Source organism: Serratia sp. AS12, from assembly GCF_000214195.1.
Lineage (GTDB): Bacteria > Pseudomonadota > Gammaproteobacteria > Enterobacterales > Enterobacteriaceae > Serratia > Serratia plymuthica.
This window is the reverse complement of record NC_015566.1, coordinates 179640-196911: the sequence shown is the minus strand read 5'-3', so window position 1 is coordinate 196911 and position 17272 is coordinate 179640. Positions and strand designations below refer to the sequence as shown.

The following is a 17272-nucleotide window of genomic DNA, read 5'->3' as shown; positions in this document are numbered from 1 at the left end:
GATCATATTTACAAATCAAAGGCAATCAATGACGCATAAGTTAGTCACAAACTTCAATAAGAATGCGGCCTGCAGACACAAGAGAATCATGCTGGCTGTTTTTAGAAAAATAATTAAATTTAACTACACCGTTATAGATTAATAACTCTTTATTATTAGCGGGTGAGCCTTTTTAGTTCCTGCGGGAATAACATTTTCTTTTTTTGTCTAATGGCCCCTGCGTCGCCCCACCTATTAACACTTGCCGGCAACGCCGATAAAGTGAAATCGGCATGATTGGCAGAAAGAAACGGCCGATTTCCCCTCAGCCTTACAGTTAACAATAATTCTCATCCGGCGCTTGACTCTGGAGTTGACTCCAGGGTGTAGAGTCAGCGCAATGTAGATCATTAACTGCCCGGAGGGGGACGTTATGCATACCCATAAAAACCATAATCATCATGAACATAACCATGCAGAAGGTGCCTGCGGCTGCAATCACAGCCACGGTAAAACCCAGCACGGTTGCAGCAGCGAACAAAAAAACGGAACCGTTGAAACCGGTCATGCTCATTCGCACGATCATGGCGCCAGCTGTTGCAGCACGGACGATCATGAGGATCCGGATGAGGAAAGCCACAGTCTGGCTGCCGTCCCTCCTTCCGGCAGCCAGCGTTACAGTTGGAAAGTCACCGGCATGGACTGCCCAAGCTGCGCAAAAAAAATAGAGAACGCCGTTACGAGCATTCCCGGCGTAGAAAACGCACGCGTGCTGTTCGCCACTGAAAAACTGGTGGTCGACGCCCAATCCGATATCAGTCTGCGCATCCAGGACGCGGTGAAACAAGCCGGCTTTACCCTGCTCGGCACCCAGGCAACCAAAGCCGAGTCGCCCAAGGCATCGCTCCTGAAGGAATTCGGCCCGCTGCTGTTGCTCACCACGCTGATGGTAGTCAGTTGGGTGCTCAATATGGTCAATCCCGAACTGGGCCGCATTGCGTTTATCGCCACCACGCTGGTCGGCCTGGCGCCGGTCGCTACCAAGGCGCTGCGGCTGATCCGCTCCGGTACGCCGTTTGCCATTGAAACGCTGATGAGCGTGGCGGCAATAGGCGCGCTGTTTATCGGTGCCACCGCCGAGGCGGCCATGGTGCTGCTGCTGTTTATGGTTGGCGAGTTGTTGGAATCCTACGCCGCCAACCGCGCCCGCCGTGGCGTGACGGCATTGATGGAGCTGGTGCCTGAAGATGCGCTACTGCTGCAAGGCTCGGAGCGTAAACGCGTGCCGGTCGCCAGCCTGCGCCCCGGCGATGTGATTGAAATTGCCCCCGGCGGCCGCCTTCCGGCCGATGCCGAACTGCTCAACCCGTTCGCCAGTTTCGACGAAAGCGCCCTGACCGGCGAATCGGTGCCGGTCGAACGTCAGCAGGGCCAGAAAGTCGCGGCGGGTAGCCTGTCGGTCGATCAGGCTGCGCAGATGAAGGTGATTTCCGAGCCGGGCAAAAACGCCATCGACCGCATTCTGCAGTTGATCGAAGAGGCCGAAGAACGCCGTGCGCCTATCGAACGTTTCCTTGACCGGTTCAGCAGTTATTACACGCCAGCGATTATGCTGCTGGCCGTTGCGGTGATCCTGGTGCCGCCGCTGCTGCTGTCACAGCCCTGGGATATCTGGATTTACCGCGGCCTGACCCTGCTGCTTATCGGCTGTCCTTGTGCGCTGGTCATCTCCACCCCGGCGGCGATTACCTCCGGGCTGGCGGCGGCCACTCGGCGCGGCGCCCTGATTAAAGGCGGCGCGGCGCTGGAACAGCTGGGCCAGGTGCAAACCATCGCCTTCGATAAAACCGGCACGCTGACGGAAGGCAAACCCAGGGTCACGGATGTACTTCCGATCAACGGCATCAGCGAACAGCAGTTGCTAACCCTGGCTGCCGCGGTAGAAACCGGCTCTCATCATCCGCTGGCGCAGGCGATTATCAAACGGGCCGAGCAATATGGTGCGCCACTGCCGCCGGCTCAGGCGCGTCGCGCTCTGGCGGGGGTTGGGGTGGAAGGCGTGGTTGACGGTAAAACTCTGTTGATCAGCGCGCCGAGTAAACTGGCGGCAGGCCAGCTCGACGCCTTGTTGCAAAGCCAGGTAGAAAAACTGGAAAACGCCGGCAAAACGGCGGTGGTGGTGTTGGAAAGCGGTGTAGCGATCGGCCTGCTGGCACTGCGTGATACGTTGCGTAGCGACGCCAAACAGGCCATTGCCGAACTGAACGCACTGGGGATTCACGGGGTGATGTTGACCGGCGATAACCCGCGTGCGGCAGCGGCGATTGCCGCGGAACTGGGGATCGATTACCGAGCCGGGCTGCTGCCGGAAGATAAAGTGAAGGCGGTGACCGAACTGAGCGAACTGCGCCCGACGGCGATGATCGGTGACGGCATCAACGATGCGCCGGCGATGAAAGCCTCCAGCATCGGCATCGCCATGGGCAGCGGCACCGACGTGGCGCTGGAAACAGCGGACGCGGCGCTGACCCATAATCGGCTGGTCGGTGTGGCAGAAATGATCCGCATCTCACGCGCTACCCATGCCAATATCCGGCAAAACATCACCATTGCGCTGGGGCTGAAAGGGATATTCCTGATCACCACACTGCTGGGGATGACCGGGTTGTGGCTGGCGGTGCTGGCGGACTCTGGCGCTACCGCACTGGTCACCGCCAACGCACTGCGCTTGCTGAAGAAACGCAACTAGGCAACGGCATACCTCAGGGGTGAATCAATTCCCCCTGAGGTGCAACTCACATCGATCAGACGCCCTTGCGTAACAGGTAGCGGTACGGCGCCTTGTCGGTTTCCTGCGCCACCAGCGTGTGCTCCATAAAGCGGCAGAAGCCCGGAATGTCGCGGGTGGTGGCCGGATCATCGGCAATAATCAACAGGGTTTGACCGTCATCCATATGACGTACGGTCTTGCGCACCATCATCACCGGTTCCGGACAGCGCAGCCCCAGCGCATCAAGCGTCTGGTCTGCCAGGGCAAATAAGTCAGTCATGCAATTTTTCTCGATCAAAAGCGATCGGCGAACGCCCGCCGCATCTCATTGGCGCCTAGTTTACGCCGGTAGTTTTTCTGCGCAAGATACGTTAACGTTTGCGTTAAATTTAGCCATTGCATTGGTTGCGCAAACACGTATCATGCCGCCGCGCAGCGCATTTTGCTGTTGCGACAAGAAACTCTGGGTTCCCTCACCCCACGACTAAAAAGGCTACAACATGTATTCGTTTACCGCTCAGCAGCGCCTCACCGCGTTGGTCTGGCTATCGCTGTTCCATATTGTCATCATTACCTCCAGTAACTACCTGGTGCAGTTGCCGATTACCGTTTTCGGTTTCCATACCACCTGGGGGGCCTTTACCTTTCCGTTCATCTTCCTGGCAACCGATCTGACGGTGCGTATTTTCGGTGCCCCGCTGGCACGGCGTATCATTCTTTCGGTAATGGTCCCGGCGCTGTTCATCTCGTACGTGATTTCTACCGTCACCTATCAGGGCGAATGGCAGGGCTTTGCCGCGTTGGGCAGCTTTAACCTGTTTGTGGCACGTATCGCCATCGCCAGCTTTATGGCTTACGTGCTCGGTCAGATCCTCGACGTACACGTTTTCAACCGGCTGCGCCAACGCAGCGCCTGGTGGGTTGCTCCTGCTGCGGCAATGTTCCTCGGCAATATCAGCGATACCCTGTCGTTCTTCTTTATTGCGTTTTATAAGAGCAGCGATGCCTTTATGGCCAATAACTGGGTGGAGATCGCGCTGGTGGATTACAGCTTCAAGGTTCTGATCTGCCTGCTGTTCTTCCTGCCGATGTACGGCGTACTCCTGAATATGCTGCTTAAGCGCATTGCCGTTCGCCGCAATGACGGCGACCTGCAAGCGAACTGAGCCGTGTTATCATTGGCGGCCTGCACCCTAAGGAGGCCGCCAATGACAGTAATCACCCGCCACGCTACCTTCGAAGAAATCCACGCCCTGTATCAACAAATCCCCGAATTCGGTGGCCTGCATAACCTGGCCGATTTACAGCAACGCGTCGGGCCGTCCGCCTGCCATCTGCTGATCGCCGAGATTGGCGGCCAACCCGCCGGTTTCAAACTGGGCTATCAGACGCAAGAAAAGGTATTTTACAGCTGGCTGGGCGGCGTGCTGCCGGCGTTTCGCCGCCACGGCGTGGCGCGGGCCTTATTGGCCGAACAGGAACGCTGGGCGCAGGCTCAGGGCTATCGCCAGATGAGGGTGAAAACACGCAATAGGTTCCAGGCGATGCTGATGATGCTCATCGGCCATCACTATCAGATTGTTCAGCTGGAAAAGAAAGGCGAAGTGGCTGATTATCGGCTATTACTTGAAAAAACCTTGTGACAACATCTGCCTTGCATTTCAACGTGGAATAGGTTGCGATACGGCAGTAAAAACCTACCTGAAAGGAAGAAGGAAGCCCAATGCGTAAAGTAGCAAAATTGATGGGTATCAGCCTGTTAGTGCTTGGCCTGGCGGCCTGTGACGGCGACACCAAAGACACCAAGGCGCCGGCGGGCGGTGCTGCAGCCAGCGCACCGGCCGGGCAACAGGTGAGTTTACTGGACGGTAAACTGGCGTTCACTCTGCCGGCCGGCATGGCGGACCAGAGCGGCAAGCTGGGCAACCAGGCGAACAACATGCACGTTTACGCCGACAGCACCGGCCAGCGCGCGGTGATCGTGATCCTCGGCGACAAGACCGCCGACAACCTGGAAACCCTGGCCAAGCGTCTGGAAGACACCCAGCGCTCGCGTGACGCTAATCTGCAGGTGATTACCAACAAAGCCATCGACGTTAACGGTGTCCCTCTGCGTCAACTGGACAGCATCATCACCAGCGGCGGCGAGAAAGCCTACTCTTCAATCCTGATCGGCACGCTGGATAACAAGATGCTGACCATTCAGGTCACGCTGCCGGCAGATAACCAACAGCAGGCGCAAAGTGAAGCCGAAGGCATCATCAGCACCTTGAAACTGAAGCAGTAACCTTAGGGGGTCGGCATGCCGGCCCCGTTTCGCCACCTCATCACCGATTATGCCAATGCCCGCGCCAGCAGGGTGATCGGATGTTCACAGCCTTTGCCGGTCGACATCTCGATTTGCCACTTGCAGGTTTCGCAGTCGGTCACCACCATATCCACACCGCTTTCCTCTATCTGGCGAAACAGCGAAGCGCCAATCCCCTGCGAAGTCGCATAGTTCTCCGATTTAAACCCGTAAGTACCGGCAATACCGCAACACTGCGAATCCAGCACCACCAGCTCCAAGCCCGGAATTTGCCGCAACAGCTCCAGCGTATAGGCAGTCCAGCCCATTTTCTCCATATGGCACGGCGTATGATACGCCACCCGTAACGGCGTGCGCTTCAGCGGCAGAGTGCGGCCCTGGTTGATCAGTCGATACAAATAGCGCGTCGCCAGCTCTACCCGCTCGCGCACCGCCGAGGTATCCACCTCCAACAGATGCGGATATTCATCGCGCAAGGTAAAGGTACAGCTCGACGAGGTCGCCACTACAGGAACTCCGCGTTCCAGCACCGCCTCATGCAGCGACTCGGCATTCACTTTGGCCTGCTTTTTGGCCTGGGCGATAAAGCCGTTGGCGATCAAAGGCACGCCGCAACATTTCTCGCGCTTGAGCAGCTGCACGCCGATATTCATCGCGTTAAAGACCTTGATCAGATCCTTGCCCAGCTGCGGATGGTTGTAATTGACGAAACAGCCGTGAAAAAACGCCACCTGTTCGGCATAGCGCTGCTGGGCCTGCGCCTGCCGGCGATACCAGTGGCGGAAGGTGCCGAACGAGTATTTTGGCAACTCGCGGCGATGGTCAATTTTCAACGCTTTGTCCAGCAGCGCGCGCACCGGTTTCAGACCGGTGGCGGCATTGACTATGGGCGCAAAGGGAGTCGACAGCGCCCCCATGATGTCGGTATGGCTGAGGATGGCGTCGCGCAGCGTCGGTTTGCTCTGGGCGTGATCGGCGCGGGCGCGCTGAATGATATCGCCGATTTTGACGTCGGACGGGCAGGCGACCTCACAGCGCTTGCAGTTGGTGCAATACTTCAGCGCTTCATCGTACAACGCCGGATCTTTCAGCCGCAGGCGTTCGCCGTCCGGCCCCGCCTGTTTTGGCCCCGGATAGAGCGGGTTGACCTTGGCGACCGGACAATAGGTGGTGCAGACGGTGCATTTGATGCAGTTTTCAAAGCTGTTGTCTTTCTGCAGACTCATGGTTGCTCCTTCTCTGCGGTAATCTGTTGCGCAACGTGCAGCGCCCCGATCAGCGAAACGCCGGCGCCGCAGCCCTGCTGTAGCGGATCGTATCCGCCGGTTACCGCGCCAATGGCATACAGGTTGGTCAGCGCCTTCCCGTGCCTTAACGCACGCAGCCGGCGATCGGTGCGCACGCCGAACTGCAAATAGGGCTGCGGAGCAAACAGATCGCTGCGGCTCCAGTCGGCGCGATCCGCCTGGCTGTCTACATCCAGCCCAAACACCGGCTCGCGTACACCGTCGAAGTCCGCCGCCAATCCATTGCTAAAGAAGCTGCCGCTGGCCAGCACCACCTGCTGCGCCTGCAACGGAATATCGCCGTGATTGCGGGTATACAGGCCGGTAACACGCCCGGCGTCGATATCCGCCCGCAGCACGCTGTCCCCCGGCATAAAAACACCGCCCAACTGTTGCAAGCGCTGGCGCAATGCCTGGTGCAAGCGCATGCCCAGCACCGAAGGCGGTAACGTCGGCAACAGACGCACCGGTTTGCCCACCGCCGCCTGTAACGCCACCAGCGGGGCATCTTCCTCCAGCCCCAGACAGGCCGGCAGGAAAATCGCTTCGGCATCACCGGCCAGCCGGCGCAGCTCGTCCGCCATCGGCATCCGATTTTCCGGCAAATCCAGCACTCTGGCGATATTCACCGCCCGGAACTCGCTGGGATTGTTGCGCAACCGGTCCAGCGCAGGTAAATGTAACCAACCGACCCCGGCGCGCACTCCCAGCGCCTGCATGAGTGAATCGGCGGCCAGCTGCGGCTGAAAATCCAAAAATCCCTCAATGCCAATCACCGCAACGCTTTCCCACGGCAGCGCACCGGCCAGCGGCGTCACCGGAATGGCCTGTGGGCTGAGCCAGGTGGCCCGGCGCGTACCGAGCGGCGTAATGCGCAGATGATTCCTTTCATTGCTGCCTTGCAGACTCAGGCCGCAACGCTGCAACAGCGAGGCCGCCTCATCAGATAACAGCGCCACCCGTTCTGCGCCAATCAAGGAATAAGGGTGCTGCGGCGCCTGTCGCGCCAGTTCTGGCAACGCTGCCAGCGGCGCGTCGACCGACGTGCCATCGGGCAGTTGCGCCAGCAAATCAAGCGAGCCGGAGGAGAAATAAAGCGCGCTCTGGCCTGAGCTGACCACGGCACAGCGCTTGCCCTGTTCCGCCAACCCGATGGCACAAACCATACCCGCCAAGCCGCCGCCAATCACCACCACGTCAAATCGCATCATCCGCCTCCTGTTTCTCCCGTGCATCCAGCCCGCACAATCCCTGATAAACCCAACTGGTGAACTCGCTCTCGCGCAGCGCGTCGCCCCAGGCGATCGGGCGTACGCCCTTCCAGCGTTCATTGAGGAAATGCGACAACTGATCGATCGACTGCTGCGGGGTGGCGACGTTAAAGCGCGTCAGCAGCCCGGCAGCGCGACAGGCGCACAGTTCCCCCTGGCAGGTGCCCATGCCAACACGGGTGCGGCGACGGAGATCCACCAGATTATTGACGGCGAGAGAGTTCACCGCATAGCGCACCTCGCCGGCGGTGACCGCCTCGCATTCACAGACCAGACTGTTGTCCAGCCGATTACCGGCCGGCACCAGGCTGGCGCGATCGCCGTGGCGATACACCGCCGAGCCACGAATACTGGCCGGCAACGCCACCACGCTGCGCACCGTTTCCTCCGCCGTCTGCCGGGAGCCGGGCAGCGGTTCCACCGCGGTAGTGCATGGGCTATCCAGCCCAAGCTTTTCACACACTTTGTCGGTCGCCCACTGCGCCATCAGGCGATAGGTCATCAACTTGCCGCCGGTGATGGTGATAAATCCTTCCAGCCCATCGCGGCTGGCGTGATCGAGCAGCACGATGCCACGGCTGACGTTACGGCCGCTGGGGTCGTCGTCACTGGCCACCAACGGCCGTACCCCGGCATAGGCACGCAAAATGCGGGTTTGCGCCAGTTCAGGCGCCAGCAGCGCACCTTCGCGGATCAGAATGTCCACTTCCTGCGGCGTCACCACCATGTCGTCGATCTGGTCGTAGTCGATGTGGGTGGAGGTGGTGCCAATCAGCGAGATGGTGTCGCCCGGCACCAGAATGTCGGCGTCTGCCGGTTTGCGGCAACGGTTGATTACCATGTTGTTGATGCGGTGGCCGAGGATCAGCAATGCGCCCTTGGCCGGGAACATGCGAATGCGCAGATCAGCGTATTCCGCAATCTGCTGGCCCCAGATGCCGGCGGCGTTGACCACCACCTCGGCGTAGATGTCGTAGCGGCGCGCAGTTTGATGGTCGAAAACGCGCACGCCGGTCACGCGATCGCCCACGCGCAACAAACCGACCACCTGATGATAGGTCAGGATCTGCGCGCCGTGCTCGCGGGCATCGAGCATATTGGCGGCGGTCAGGCGGAACGGGTCGACGGTGCCATCCGGCACCCGCACGGCGCCGATCAGCGCCGGGTTAGCCGCCGGCTCCAGGCGCAACGCCAATTGCGGATCAATGGCTTCGGCGTTGATGCCGGCACTGTGGCAGGCAGCAATAAACTGTTGTTGGTAGGCCAGCGAATCCTGCGGCAGGGTAATGAACAACCCATCGGTACGCTCGATGCAGTGATGCGCGATGCGCTTGAGGATGCGGTTCTCTTCTATGCACTCACGCGCCGACTCGCCGTCGGTCACCGCATAACGCGCTCCGCTGTGCAACAAACCGTGGTTACGGCCGGTGGCGCCGGTGGCAATATCATGGCGCTCCAGCAGTATGCAACGCAGGCCACGGCGCGCGCAGTCACGGGCAATGCCCGCTCCGGTCGCACCGCCGCCAATGACTATCACATCCGTTTCACTGTCCGGTGAATGGCTGCTCATGACGCTTCCTCAGGATCCGTGGTGATTACCCTATTGGGCCACAGTTACTGGGGTCTTTGTTTGATAAGGAACAATAACGAACTTAAAACGAAAACAAAATGTCCATAAAAAACCATGAATGTGATCGGAATCACGATTTTTAGCCGTTTTTCTATTTCATATCGTTAACGAATCGCTCAAAATCCGCCGTAGTTTCATAAAAGTGTAACATTTGCGCCATTCATCACAGTGACACCAGGCTGTTTTGACTAGGATGACGCTCGTTATGGAACAAAAAAACACCACATTCTCTATCCGCTCAATCATCAAATGAACGTAGACGATCATATTGATGTGATAACTAAAAGCCATCGGAGGCGCTCATGTTGAGTATCTTTAAGCCGGCAGCACACATTTCCCGTGTGCCGGTCGACAAAGTCGACCCGCTCTACCGTAAATTGCGCTGGCAAATTTTTATGGGGATTTTCTTCGGTTACGCCGCCTACTATCTGGTGCGTAAGAACTTCACCCTGGCAATGCCTTACCTGATCGATCAGGGCTTCAGCCGCGGCGACCTCGGTTTCGCGCTGTCGGGTATTTCCATCGCCTACGGTTTTTCCAAATTCATCATGGGGTCGGTTTCTGACCGCTCCAACCCACGCGTATTCCTGCCTGCCGGCCTGATACTGGCCGCCGCGGTGATGCTGTTCATGGGCTTTGTGCCGTGGGCGACATCGAGCATCGCAGTCATGTTCGTGCTGCTGTTCCTGTGCGGTTGGTTCCAGGGCATGGGCTGGCCGCCTTGTGGCCGCACCATGGTGCACTGGTGGTCGCAGAAAGAACGCGGCGGTATCGTTTCGGTCTGGAACTGCGCGCATAACGTGGGTGGCGGCCTGCCGCCGCTGTTGTTCCTGCTGGGTATGGCCTGGTTCAACGACTGGCACGCGGCGCTGTATATGCCGGCCTTCGGCGCCATTCTGGTAGCCCTGATCGCCTTTGCACTGATGCGCGATACGCCGCAATCCTGTGGCCTGCCGCCGATCGAAGAATATAAAAACGATTACCCGGACGACTACAGCGAGAAAGCGGAACAAGAGCTGACCGCCAAGCAGATTTTCATGCAGTACATTCTGCCGAACAAGCTGCTGTGGTACATCGCGGTAGCCAACGTGTTCGTTTACCTGCTGCGTTACGGCATTCTGGACTGGTCACCGACCTACCTGAAAGAAGTGAAGCATTTCACGCTGGATAAGTCTTCCTGGGCCTACTTCCTGTACGAATACGCCGGCATTCCGGGCACCCTGCTGTGCGGCTGGATGTCGGACAAAGTGTTCAAAGGCAATCGCGGCGCCACCGGCGTGTTCTTTATGACGCTGGTGACCATCGCTACCGTCGTTTACTGGCTCAACCCGGTCGGTAATCCTGGCATCGACATGGCCTGCATGATCACCATCGGCTTCCTGATTTACGGCCCGGTGATGTTGATCGGCCTGCACGCGCTGGAACTGGCACCGAAGAAAGCGGCCGGCACCGCAGCGGGCTTCACCGGTCTGTTCGGTTACCTGGGCGGCTCCGTTGCGGCCAGCGCCATCGTCGGTTACACCGTGGACTACTTCGGTTGGGACGGCGGCTTTATGGTGATGATTGGCGGCAGTATCGGTGCGGTAGTGCTGCTGTTGCTGACCATGCTGAGCGAGAAAAAGCACCACGCAGAAATCGCAGCCAACAAACGCGGCTAAGCGTCATACAAACTTCGCATTATTTAAAGGCCGCGCTGCGGCCTTTTTACTACTTTATTACCCTGCACCTACAATATGGAGAATTACAAAATGCGGACTCAAGTCAAAGCCCTGCTGGCAGGGATCATCCTGGCCACCTCAATGGTCAGCGCCGTACAGGCGGCGGACAAGGTGGTGATCGCCCACCGTGGCGCCAGCGGCTATCTGCCGGAACACACGCTGCCGGCGAAGGCGATGGCCTACGCGCAGGGTGCGGACTTCCTCGAGCAGGATCTGGTGATGACCAAGGACAACGAGCTGGTGGTGCTGCATGACCATTACCTCGATCGCGTTACCGACGTGGCCGAGCGCTTCCCGAACCGAGCACGCAAAGACGGCCGTTATTACGCCATCGACTTTACCCTGGCGGAAATCAAGTCGCTGAAGTTCACGGAAGGCTTTGAGATCGAAAACGGTAAAAAGGTGCAGGGCTACCCTGGCCGCTTCCCGATGGGCAAGTCGGATTTCCGCGTCCATACCTTCCAGGAAGAGATCGAGTTTGTGCAGGGGCTGAACCATTCGACCGGCAAAAACATCGGTATTTACCCGGAAATCAAAGCGCCGTGGTTCCACAAGCAGGAAGGCAAGGATATCTCCAGCAAAGTGCTGGCGGTGCTGAAGCAGTATGGTTACACCGGCAAGGGTGACAACGTTTATCTGCAATGCTTCGACGCCAACGAACTGAAGCGGATTAAAACCGAACTGGAACCGAAGATGGGCATGGATCTGAAGCTGATCCAACTGATCGCCTACAACAAATGGCAGGAAACCTATGAGCAGAAAGCCGACGGCAAATGGGTGGAATACGACTATGACTGGATGTTCAAGCCGGGCGCGATGAAGCAGATTGCCCAGTACGCCGACGGTATTGGCCCGGACTACCACATGCTGGTGGAAGCGGAGAAATCCAAACCGGGCCACGTGGTGTTGACCGATATGGTGAAGGAGGCCCATGCCAACAAGCTGGCGGTGCATCCATTCACCATCCGCGCCGATGCGCTGCCAAACTACGTGACCGACGTGAATCAGCTGTACGACGTGATTTACAACCAGGCGGGCGTTGACGGCGTGTTCACCGACTTCCCTGACAAGGGCGTGCAGTTCCTGCAAAAGCAGGGCCAGCACAAGTAACCCGGACAAGGGCGCCGCAAGGCGCCCTTGTTATTTCAGAGGTACATCTTGCGCAGGTAATGCGGCACCGCGTCGTCGGCATTGGAGCCAATCACTTCCAGCTCCGGCAACTTGTCTTTCAGGCGCTGGTGCGCGTCGCGCATAATGCAGCCCTTGCCGGCCATCGCCAGCATTTCCAGGTCATTCATGCCGTCACCGAAGGCGATGCACTCTTTCAGCGAATAGCCGATGATTTTGGCCACTTCTTCCAGCGCATGGCCTTTGGATACGCCGCCCGCCATCACTTCCAGACAGGTCGGGAACGAGAAACTGACGTTAACCCGATCGCCCCAGCGCGCATTGATGGCATCTTCCAGCGGCAGCAGCTTTTCATGGTCGTCACAGGTGAAGTACACCTTGCACACGCCGTCGGTTTCCAGCAGGCCCGGCTCAAACAGCTGATACTGGAAGATCGATTCCCGGAAGAACTCTTCCTGCTCCGGGCTTTCCCGGTTGATGAACCAGTCGTCGTTGCGATAGACATTGGTGGTGATGTCCGCATCGCCATGCAGCATGCCGTAGAGATCGCGGGCAATGTCTTCCGCCAGGTTGTGGCTGAAAATCAGCTCGCCGGCGGTGTTATGCACGCGGGCACCGTTGGAGGTGATCATAAAAGCGCTGATATCGAGGTTATCGCGGATCTGCGAAACGTCGATGTGATGCCGGCCAGTGGCAAACACAAAGTGCACGTCACGCTGGGTCAGCAGCTTCAACGTCTCTTTGGCATAAGGCGACAGGGTGTGGTCAGGTGATAGCAGCGTGCCATCTAAATCGGAAGCGACGACGTGATACATAAGGATATGTTCTAACCTCTGATGGAGTGGTCGGCGGCAGGGGCGCCACCTAAGTGTTGAGCAAAGAAACGCAGGATTGCGTTCAATGCTTCGGCGCGCATCGCGTCCCGCTCGAACAGGATCTCATGGCGTGCGCCTTGGATAACCCGCGGTTTCCCCCCTTCGCAAGGGTGCCCCGCGTCTGACAGTGCCTGACAAAAAGCCTGCTGAGAACGGTTGTCGACCACCCGTTCCTCACCGGCCTGCAATAATAACAGCGGTGTGGTGATTTTAGCCGCCTGCGCGACAATCTGCCGCCCGGCCTGAATGCTTTCTCTTACCCAGTGGTAGGTAGGGCCACCCACCTGCAACTCGGGATAATCGGCGTAATAACGCAAACAGCGGCGATAGCGTTCACGGCTGTGGGTCAATACGTTGACCACATAGGGCAGCGGCCTCCACTGGCCGGTGCCTATCGCATAGTAATTGCGCACCGCCGGGTGTTTCTCCACCCAGTTAAGGATGCGGTCCGCCATCCAGCCCGGCATCGGCAGATGAATGCCGAACATCGGCGCGCAAAACGCAGCGGCATCAAACGCCTGCGGCTGACGCGCCAGAAACTGCGCCAGTATCGCGCCGCCCATCGAATGCGACAGCGCAAAGTGCTGCCGGTAGCCGCGCGGCGCCACTTGCTGCCGATAAAACTGGGCGAAATCGTCAATATAATCGGCAAAGTTTACCACATGACCGCGGTGCGTATCAGCCAGCAAGCGGCCAGAACGGCCTTGCCCGCGATGATCGATAATCATCACATCAAAACCGCAATGGAACAGATCGTAGGCAACTTCTGGATATTTAACGTAACTTTCGATACGGCCGGGGCTGATCACCACCACCCGCTGGTGACGTGCAGAGCTGAAACGCACGAAGCGGATCGGCACGCCGCCCACGCCACTGAACTCGCCCTCCTCCCGCAACCGCCAAAAGTCCAGCAGCGGGCCGGTAGCGAAAGCAGCGAACTGCGTTTCACGCATTAACCAGTCATCGGTGCCTTGAGTGAACGACGTCATTGAGAGCTTTTCCCTGAGCCGCCAGCGGCAAAAATGTGGCCTCTGGCACAAGAAATAATACTAGCGTATTGTGATTCAATTCTTACAAGAACCGAGCCTATTTTGGCACAAATTGGTACTTTCCGGGAGCCTTACGATGACCTTGGACTGGTGGTTAACCTATCTGCTGACAACCCTTATCCTCAGCCTCTCACCCGGCTCAGGCGCAATCAACACCATGAGCACCGGTATCAGCCACGGGTATCGCGGCGCGGCGGCATCGATCGCCGGCCTGCAGGTCGGGTTGAGTCTGCATATCGTGCTGGTGGGCATTGGCCTGGGTGCGTTGGTCTCACAGTCGCTGATGGCGTTTGAATTGCTGAAATGGCTCGGCGCCGCTTATCTGGTGTGGCTCGGAATTCAGCAGTGGCGCGCCGCCGGTTCGTTGGATCTGCATACGCTGGCGGGCACCCTGCCGCGCCGCCGCCTGTTCCGCCGCGCGGTGCTGGTCAATTTGACCAACCCGAAGAGCATCGTGTTTCTGGCCGCGCTGTTCCCGCAGTTTATTTTACCTAACCAGCCGCAGGCCGAGCAGTATCTGATACTCGGCGTGACCACCGTGGCGGTGGATATTGTGGTGATGATTGGCTACGCCACACTGGCGACCCGCATTGCCGGCTGGCTGAAAACGCCGCGCCAGATGCAGTTGCTGAACCGCATCTTCGGTTCGCTGTTTATTCTGGTGGCCGGGTTATTGGCTACGGCCAGAAAGGCCTAATGCAAAAGGGCCGAACATCACTGTTCGGCCCTCGCGATATCTTCCTGCGATTAACGGGTAAAGATCAGGTGCAACCCGAAACCGGTGAACAATACGCCCGCCAGCCCGTCGATCCATTTCGCCAAACGCTGATAGCCGCGGCGCATTGCCGGTAACGCAAACACGACCGCCACCAGGCTGAACCAGACAAAGGTCTCGGCGATAATCAGCAGGAACAAGCCCCAGCGCGCGCCGGCGCCCACGTCATCACCGACAAACAGCGAGAACACGCTGCCGAAATAGATAACCGCTTTCGGGTTTGAAAGGTTGGTCAGGAAACCGCGGATAAAGCTGCGTCCGGCCTTTGGCAACGCCACTTTCACTTCTTCCGCCGGCGCTGATTGGGCGTTCTGGGAGCGTGCGGAACGCAGCAGTTGCCAGCCCATCCAGCATAAGTAAATCCCACCGCCGACCATGATGATCTGGTGCAGCCAGGCCATTTTCTGCAAGATCAGATGCAGGCCCATCAGCGCAACCCCCGCCCATACCACGATACCCAGTGAAATGCCCACTACGCCCATCATCGCCTCGCGGCGCGAACGGCTGGCGGCGGTTTGCGAAACAAAAAAGAAGTCCGGCCCCGGGCTCATCAGCGCGATCAGGTGCACCAGCGCCACGGTCAGAAACAGCATCAACATGATTTATTGCCCTTATTCTTCGTCATTATCGAGGTGATCGCGGATCATCGCCATAAACGGGGCGCCGAAACGCTCCAGTTTGCGCTGGCCAACGCCGTTAACGCTAAGCAGGTCGCCGGCCTTGATCGGCATTTGCTCCGCCATTTCCAATAGCGTGGCATCGTTAAACACCACGTAAGGCGGGATATTTTCTTCGTCGGCAATCGATTTACGCAGCTTGCGCAGTTTGGCAAACAGTTTGCGATCGTAATTGCCGCCGTAGGATTTCTGATTGGCGCTGCCACGCGACTTCAGACTTTGGATGCGCGGCACCGCCAGTTGCAGCTCCAGTTCACCACGCAGTACCGGGCGCGCGGCCTCGGTCAATTGCAGCGCCGAATGCATGGCGATGTTCTGGGTAATAAACCCCAGGTGGATCAGTTGACGCAGCACGCTGGTCCAGTGTTCGGTCGTTTGCTCGCGACCGATGCCGTACACCGGCAACTTGTCGTGCCCGTATTCGCGGATGCGTTGGTTATTGGAACCGCGCAGCACTTCGACAATATAACCCAGGCCGAACCGCTGGCCGACGCGATACACGCAGGAGAGCGCCTTGCGCGCGTCTTCCAGCCCGTCATAGCGCTTGGGGGGATCGAGGCAGATATCGCAGTTACCGCAATTTTGCTGCTTGCCCTCGCCAAAGTAATTGAGCAACACCAAACGACGGCAGGTTTGCGCTTCGGCGAAAGCCCCCATGGCGTTCAGCTTGTGGCGTTCGATATCCAGCTGTTGCCCGGCCGGTTTCTCTTCCAGACAACGGCGCAGCCAGGCCATGTCGGCCGGGTCATACAACAGGATCGCTTCTGCCGGCAGGCCATCACGCCCGGCGCGGCCGGTTTCCTGATAGTAGGACTCGATATTGCGCGGGATATCAAAGTGCACCACGAAACGCACGTTGGGTTTGTTGATGCCCATGCCGAAGGCGACGGTGGCTACCACCACCTGTAAATCGTCACGCTGGAACGCTTCCTGCACCTGTGAGCGGCGATCGTTGTCCAGCCCGGCATGATAGGCACCTACGCTCAGACCGCGGCTCTGCAAACGCGCCGTGGTGTCTTCCACCTTGGCGCGGCTGTTGCAGTAAATGATACCGCTCTTGCCACGTTGGTCCTGCACGAAGCGCCACAGCTGATCGAGCGGTTTGAACTTCTCCACCAACGTATAGCGAATGTTTGGGCGGTCAAAGCTGCTGATCTGCACCAGCGGATCGTGCAGCGCCAACAGGCGTACGATGTCGCCCCGGGTAGACTCGTCGGCGGTAGCGGTCAGGGCAATCACCGGCATCGTCGGGAAGCGCTGCTTCAACTGACCCAACGCGCGGTATTCAGGACGGAAATCATGGCCCCACTGCGAAATACAGTGCGCCTCGTCCACCGCCAATAGCGCCGGCGGACAGTGGTCGAGCAGATCGAGGAAGCTGTCCATCATCAGCCGTTCGGGGGCGATATACAGCATTTTGATCTGCCCGCTGCGGCAACCCGCCATGACCTCCAGTTGCTGCTCGCGCGTCTGCGTCGAGTTATAGCAGGCGGCGGAAACGCCATAAGCCAGCAGTTGATCGACCTGATCTTTCATCAGGGAGATCAGCGGGGAAACCACTAACGTCAGGCCATCCATCACCAGCGCCGGGATTTGATAGCACAACGATTTACCGCCGCCGGTCGGCATGACCACCAGACAATCCAGCCCGCCGATCGCCGCGTTGATAATCGTTTGTTGACCCGGTCGGAATTGCTGGTAGCCAAAGGTATCGCGCAATACCTGCTCTGCCAGCAACTCTTTGTTTATCACTGCTGCGGTTGACACACACTTCCCCACTTTTTGCTGCATTGCGCCGCCATCATG

General features: G+C 58.3%; 15 protein-coding genes. 7 read left to right on the top strand and 8 right to left on the bottom strand.

What is annotated here, in order from left to right:
- Nucleotides 1-412 precede the first annotated feature (412 nt).
- Nucleotides 413-2728, top strand: a complete 2316-nt coding sequence (locus tag SERAS12_RS00855) for a zinc/cadmium/mercury/lead-transporting ATPase (protein WP_013811074.1) — start codon at nucleotides 413-415, stop codon at nucleotides 2726-2728.
- 55 nt (nucleotides 2729-2783) lie between these two features.
- Here SERAS12_RS00855 and tusA read toward each other — a convergent pair whose 3' ends face one another.
- On the bottom strand, nucleotides 2784-3029 hold the full coding sequence (gene tusA, locus SERAS12_RS00850) for a sulfurtransferase TusA (protein ID WP_013811073.1): 246 nt from the start codon (nucleotides 3027-3029) through the stop codon (nucleotides 2784-2786).
- Between the two features lie 220 nt (nucleotides 3030-3249).
- Between tusA and SERAS12_RS00845 the strand changes: the two genes are divergently transcribed.
- From SERAS12_RS00845 to SERAS12_RS00835, 3 genes are all read left to right on the top strand, one after another.
- On the top strand, nucleotides 3250-3915 hold the full coding sequence (locus tag SERAS12_RS00845; RefSeq protein ID WP_013811072.1) for a 7-cyano-7-deazaguanine/7-aminomethyl-7-deazaguanine transporter: 666 nt from the start codon (nucleotides 3250-3252) through the stop codon (nucleotides 3913-3915).
- A 42-nt stretch (nucleotides 3916-3957) separates the two neighbouring features.
- Nucleotides 3958-4392: a GNAT family N-acetyltransferase gene (locus tag SERAS12_RS00840; protein WP_013811071.1), complete on the top strand. Its 435-nt coding sequence runs from the start codon at nucleotides 3958-3960 to the stop codon at nucleotides 4390-4392.
- An 80-nt stretch (nucleotides 4393-4472) separates the two neighbouring features.
- Nucleotides 4473-5036: a DcrB family lipoprotein gene (locus SERAS12_RS00835; RefSeq protein ID WP_013811070.1), complete on the top strand. Its 564-nt coding sequence runs from the start codon at nucleotides 4473-4475 to the stop codon at nucleotides 5034-5036.
- Nucleotides 5037-5083: 47 nt separating this feature from the next.
- Here the strand turns inward: SERAS12_RS00835 and glpC are convergent, their stop codons facing one another.
- Genes glpC through glpA form a run of 3 tightly spaced genes read right to left on the bottom strand, consistent with a single transcriptional unit; the run spans nucleotide 5084 to nucleotide 9184 of the window.
- Complete coding sequence (glpC, locus tag SERAS12_RS00830; protein WP_013811069.1) at nucleotides 5084-6283, bottom strand: anaerobic glycerol-3-phosphate dehydrogenase subunit GlpC; 1200 nt, start codon at nucleotides 6281-6283, stop codon at nucleotides 5084-5086.
- The gene (gene glpB / locus SERAS12_RS00825; RefSeq protein WP_013811068.1) at nucleotides 6280-7551 is read right to left on the bottom strand and encodes a glycerol-3-phosphate dehydrogenase subunit GlpB; all 1272 of its coding nucleotides are present in this window, start codon (nucleotides 7549-7551) and stop codon (nucleotides 6280-6282) included. Before glpB ends, glpC begins: the two co-directional genes overlap by 4 nt.
- Nucleotides 7541-9184 carry an anaerobic glycerol-3-phosphate dehydrogenase subunit A gene (gene glpA, locus SERAS12_RS00820; RefSeq protein WP_013811067.1) on the bottom strand — a complete coding sequence of 548 codons (1644 nt, stop codon included), beginning with the start codon at nucleotides 9182-9184 and terminating at the stop codon, nucleotides 7541-7543. The genes glpB and glpA overlap by 11 nt, the downstream gene beginning before the upstream one ends.
- 362 nt (nucleotides 9185-9546) lie before the next feature.
- Here glpA and glpT point away from each other — a divergent pair, with 362 nt between their 5' ends.
- Both glpT and glpQ read left to right on the top strand, forming a co-directional pair.
- Nucleotides 9547-10902: a glycerol-3-phosphate transporter gene (gene glpT / locus SERAS12_RS00815; protein WP_013811065.1), complete on the top strand. Its 1356-nt coding sequence runs from the start codon at nucleotides 9547-9549 to the stop codon at nucleotides 10900-10902.
- A 90-nt stretch (nucleotides 10903-10992) separates the two neighbouring features.
- Complete coding sequence (glpQ, locus tag SERAS12_RS00810) at nucleotides 10993-12072, top strand: glycerophosphodiester phosphodiesterase (protein ID WP_013811064.1); 1080 nt, start codon at nucleotides 10993-10995, stop codon at nucleotides 12070-12072.
- 35 nt (nucleotides 12073-12107) lie between these two features.
- Here glpQ and yigL read toward each other — a convergent pair whose 3' ends face one another.
- Nucleotides 12108-12905 (bottom strand): sugar/pyridoxal phosphate phosphatase YigL, encoded by a 798-nt coding sequence (gene yigL / locus SERAS12_RS00805; protein WP_013811063.1) that lies wholly within the window; start codon nucleotides 12903-12905, stop codon nucleotides 12108-12110.
- An 11-nt stretch (nucleotides 12906-12916) separates the two neighbouring features.
- Nucleotides 12917-13954: a lysophospholipase L2 gene (gene pldB / locus SERAS12_RS00800; protein WP_013811062.1), complete on the bottom strand. Its 1038-nt coding sequence runs from the start codon at nucleotides 13952-13954 to the stop codon at nucleotides 12917-12919.
- A gap of 136 nt (nucleotides 13955-14090) precedes the next feature.
- Here pldB and rhtB point away from each other — a divergent pair, with 136 nt between their 5' ends.
- Nucleotides 14091-14711: a homoserine/homoserine lactone efflux protein gene (gene rhtB, locus SERAS12_RS00795; protein ID WP_013811061.1), complete on the top strand. Its 621-nt coding sequence runs from the start codon at nucleotides 14091-14093 to the stop codon at nucleotides 14709-14711.
- Between the two features lie 50 nt (nucleotides 14712-14761).
- Here rhtB and rhtC read toward each other — a convergent pair whose 3' ends face one another.
- Together rhtC and recQ are read right to left on the bottom strand one after the other, a co-directional pair.
- Entirely contained in the window at nucleotides 14762-15388 is a 627-nt protein-coding gene (gene rhtC / locus SERAS12_RS00790) for a threonine export protein RhtC (protein ID WP_013811060.1), read from the bottom strand.
- Nucleotides 15389-15400: 12 nt separating this feature from the next.
- Nucleotides 15401-17233, bottom strand: a complete 1833-nt coding sequence (gene recQ, locus SERAS12_RS00785) for an ATP-dependent DNA helicase RecQ (protein WP_041416523.1) — start codon at nucleotides 17231-17233, stop codon at nucleotides 15401-15403.
- Nucleotides 17234-17272: the final 39 nt, after the last annotated feature.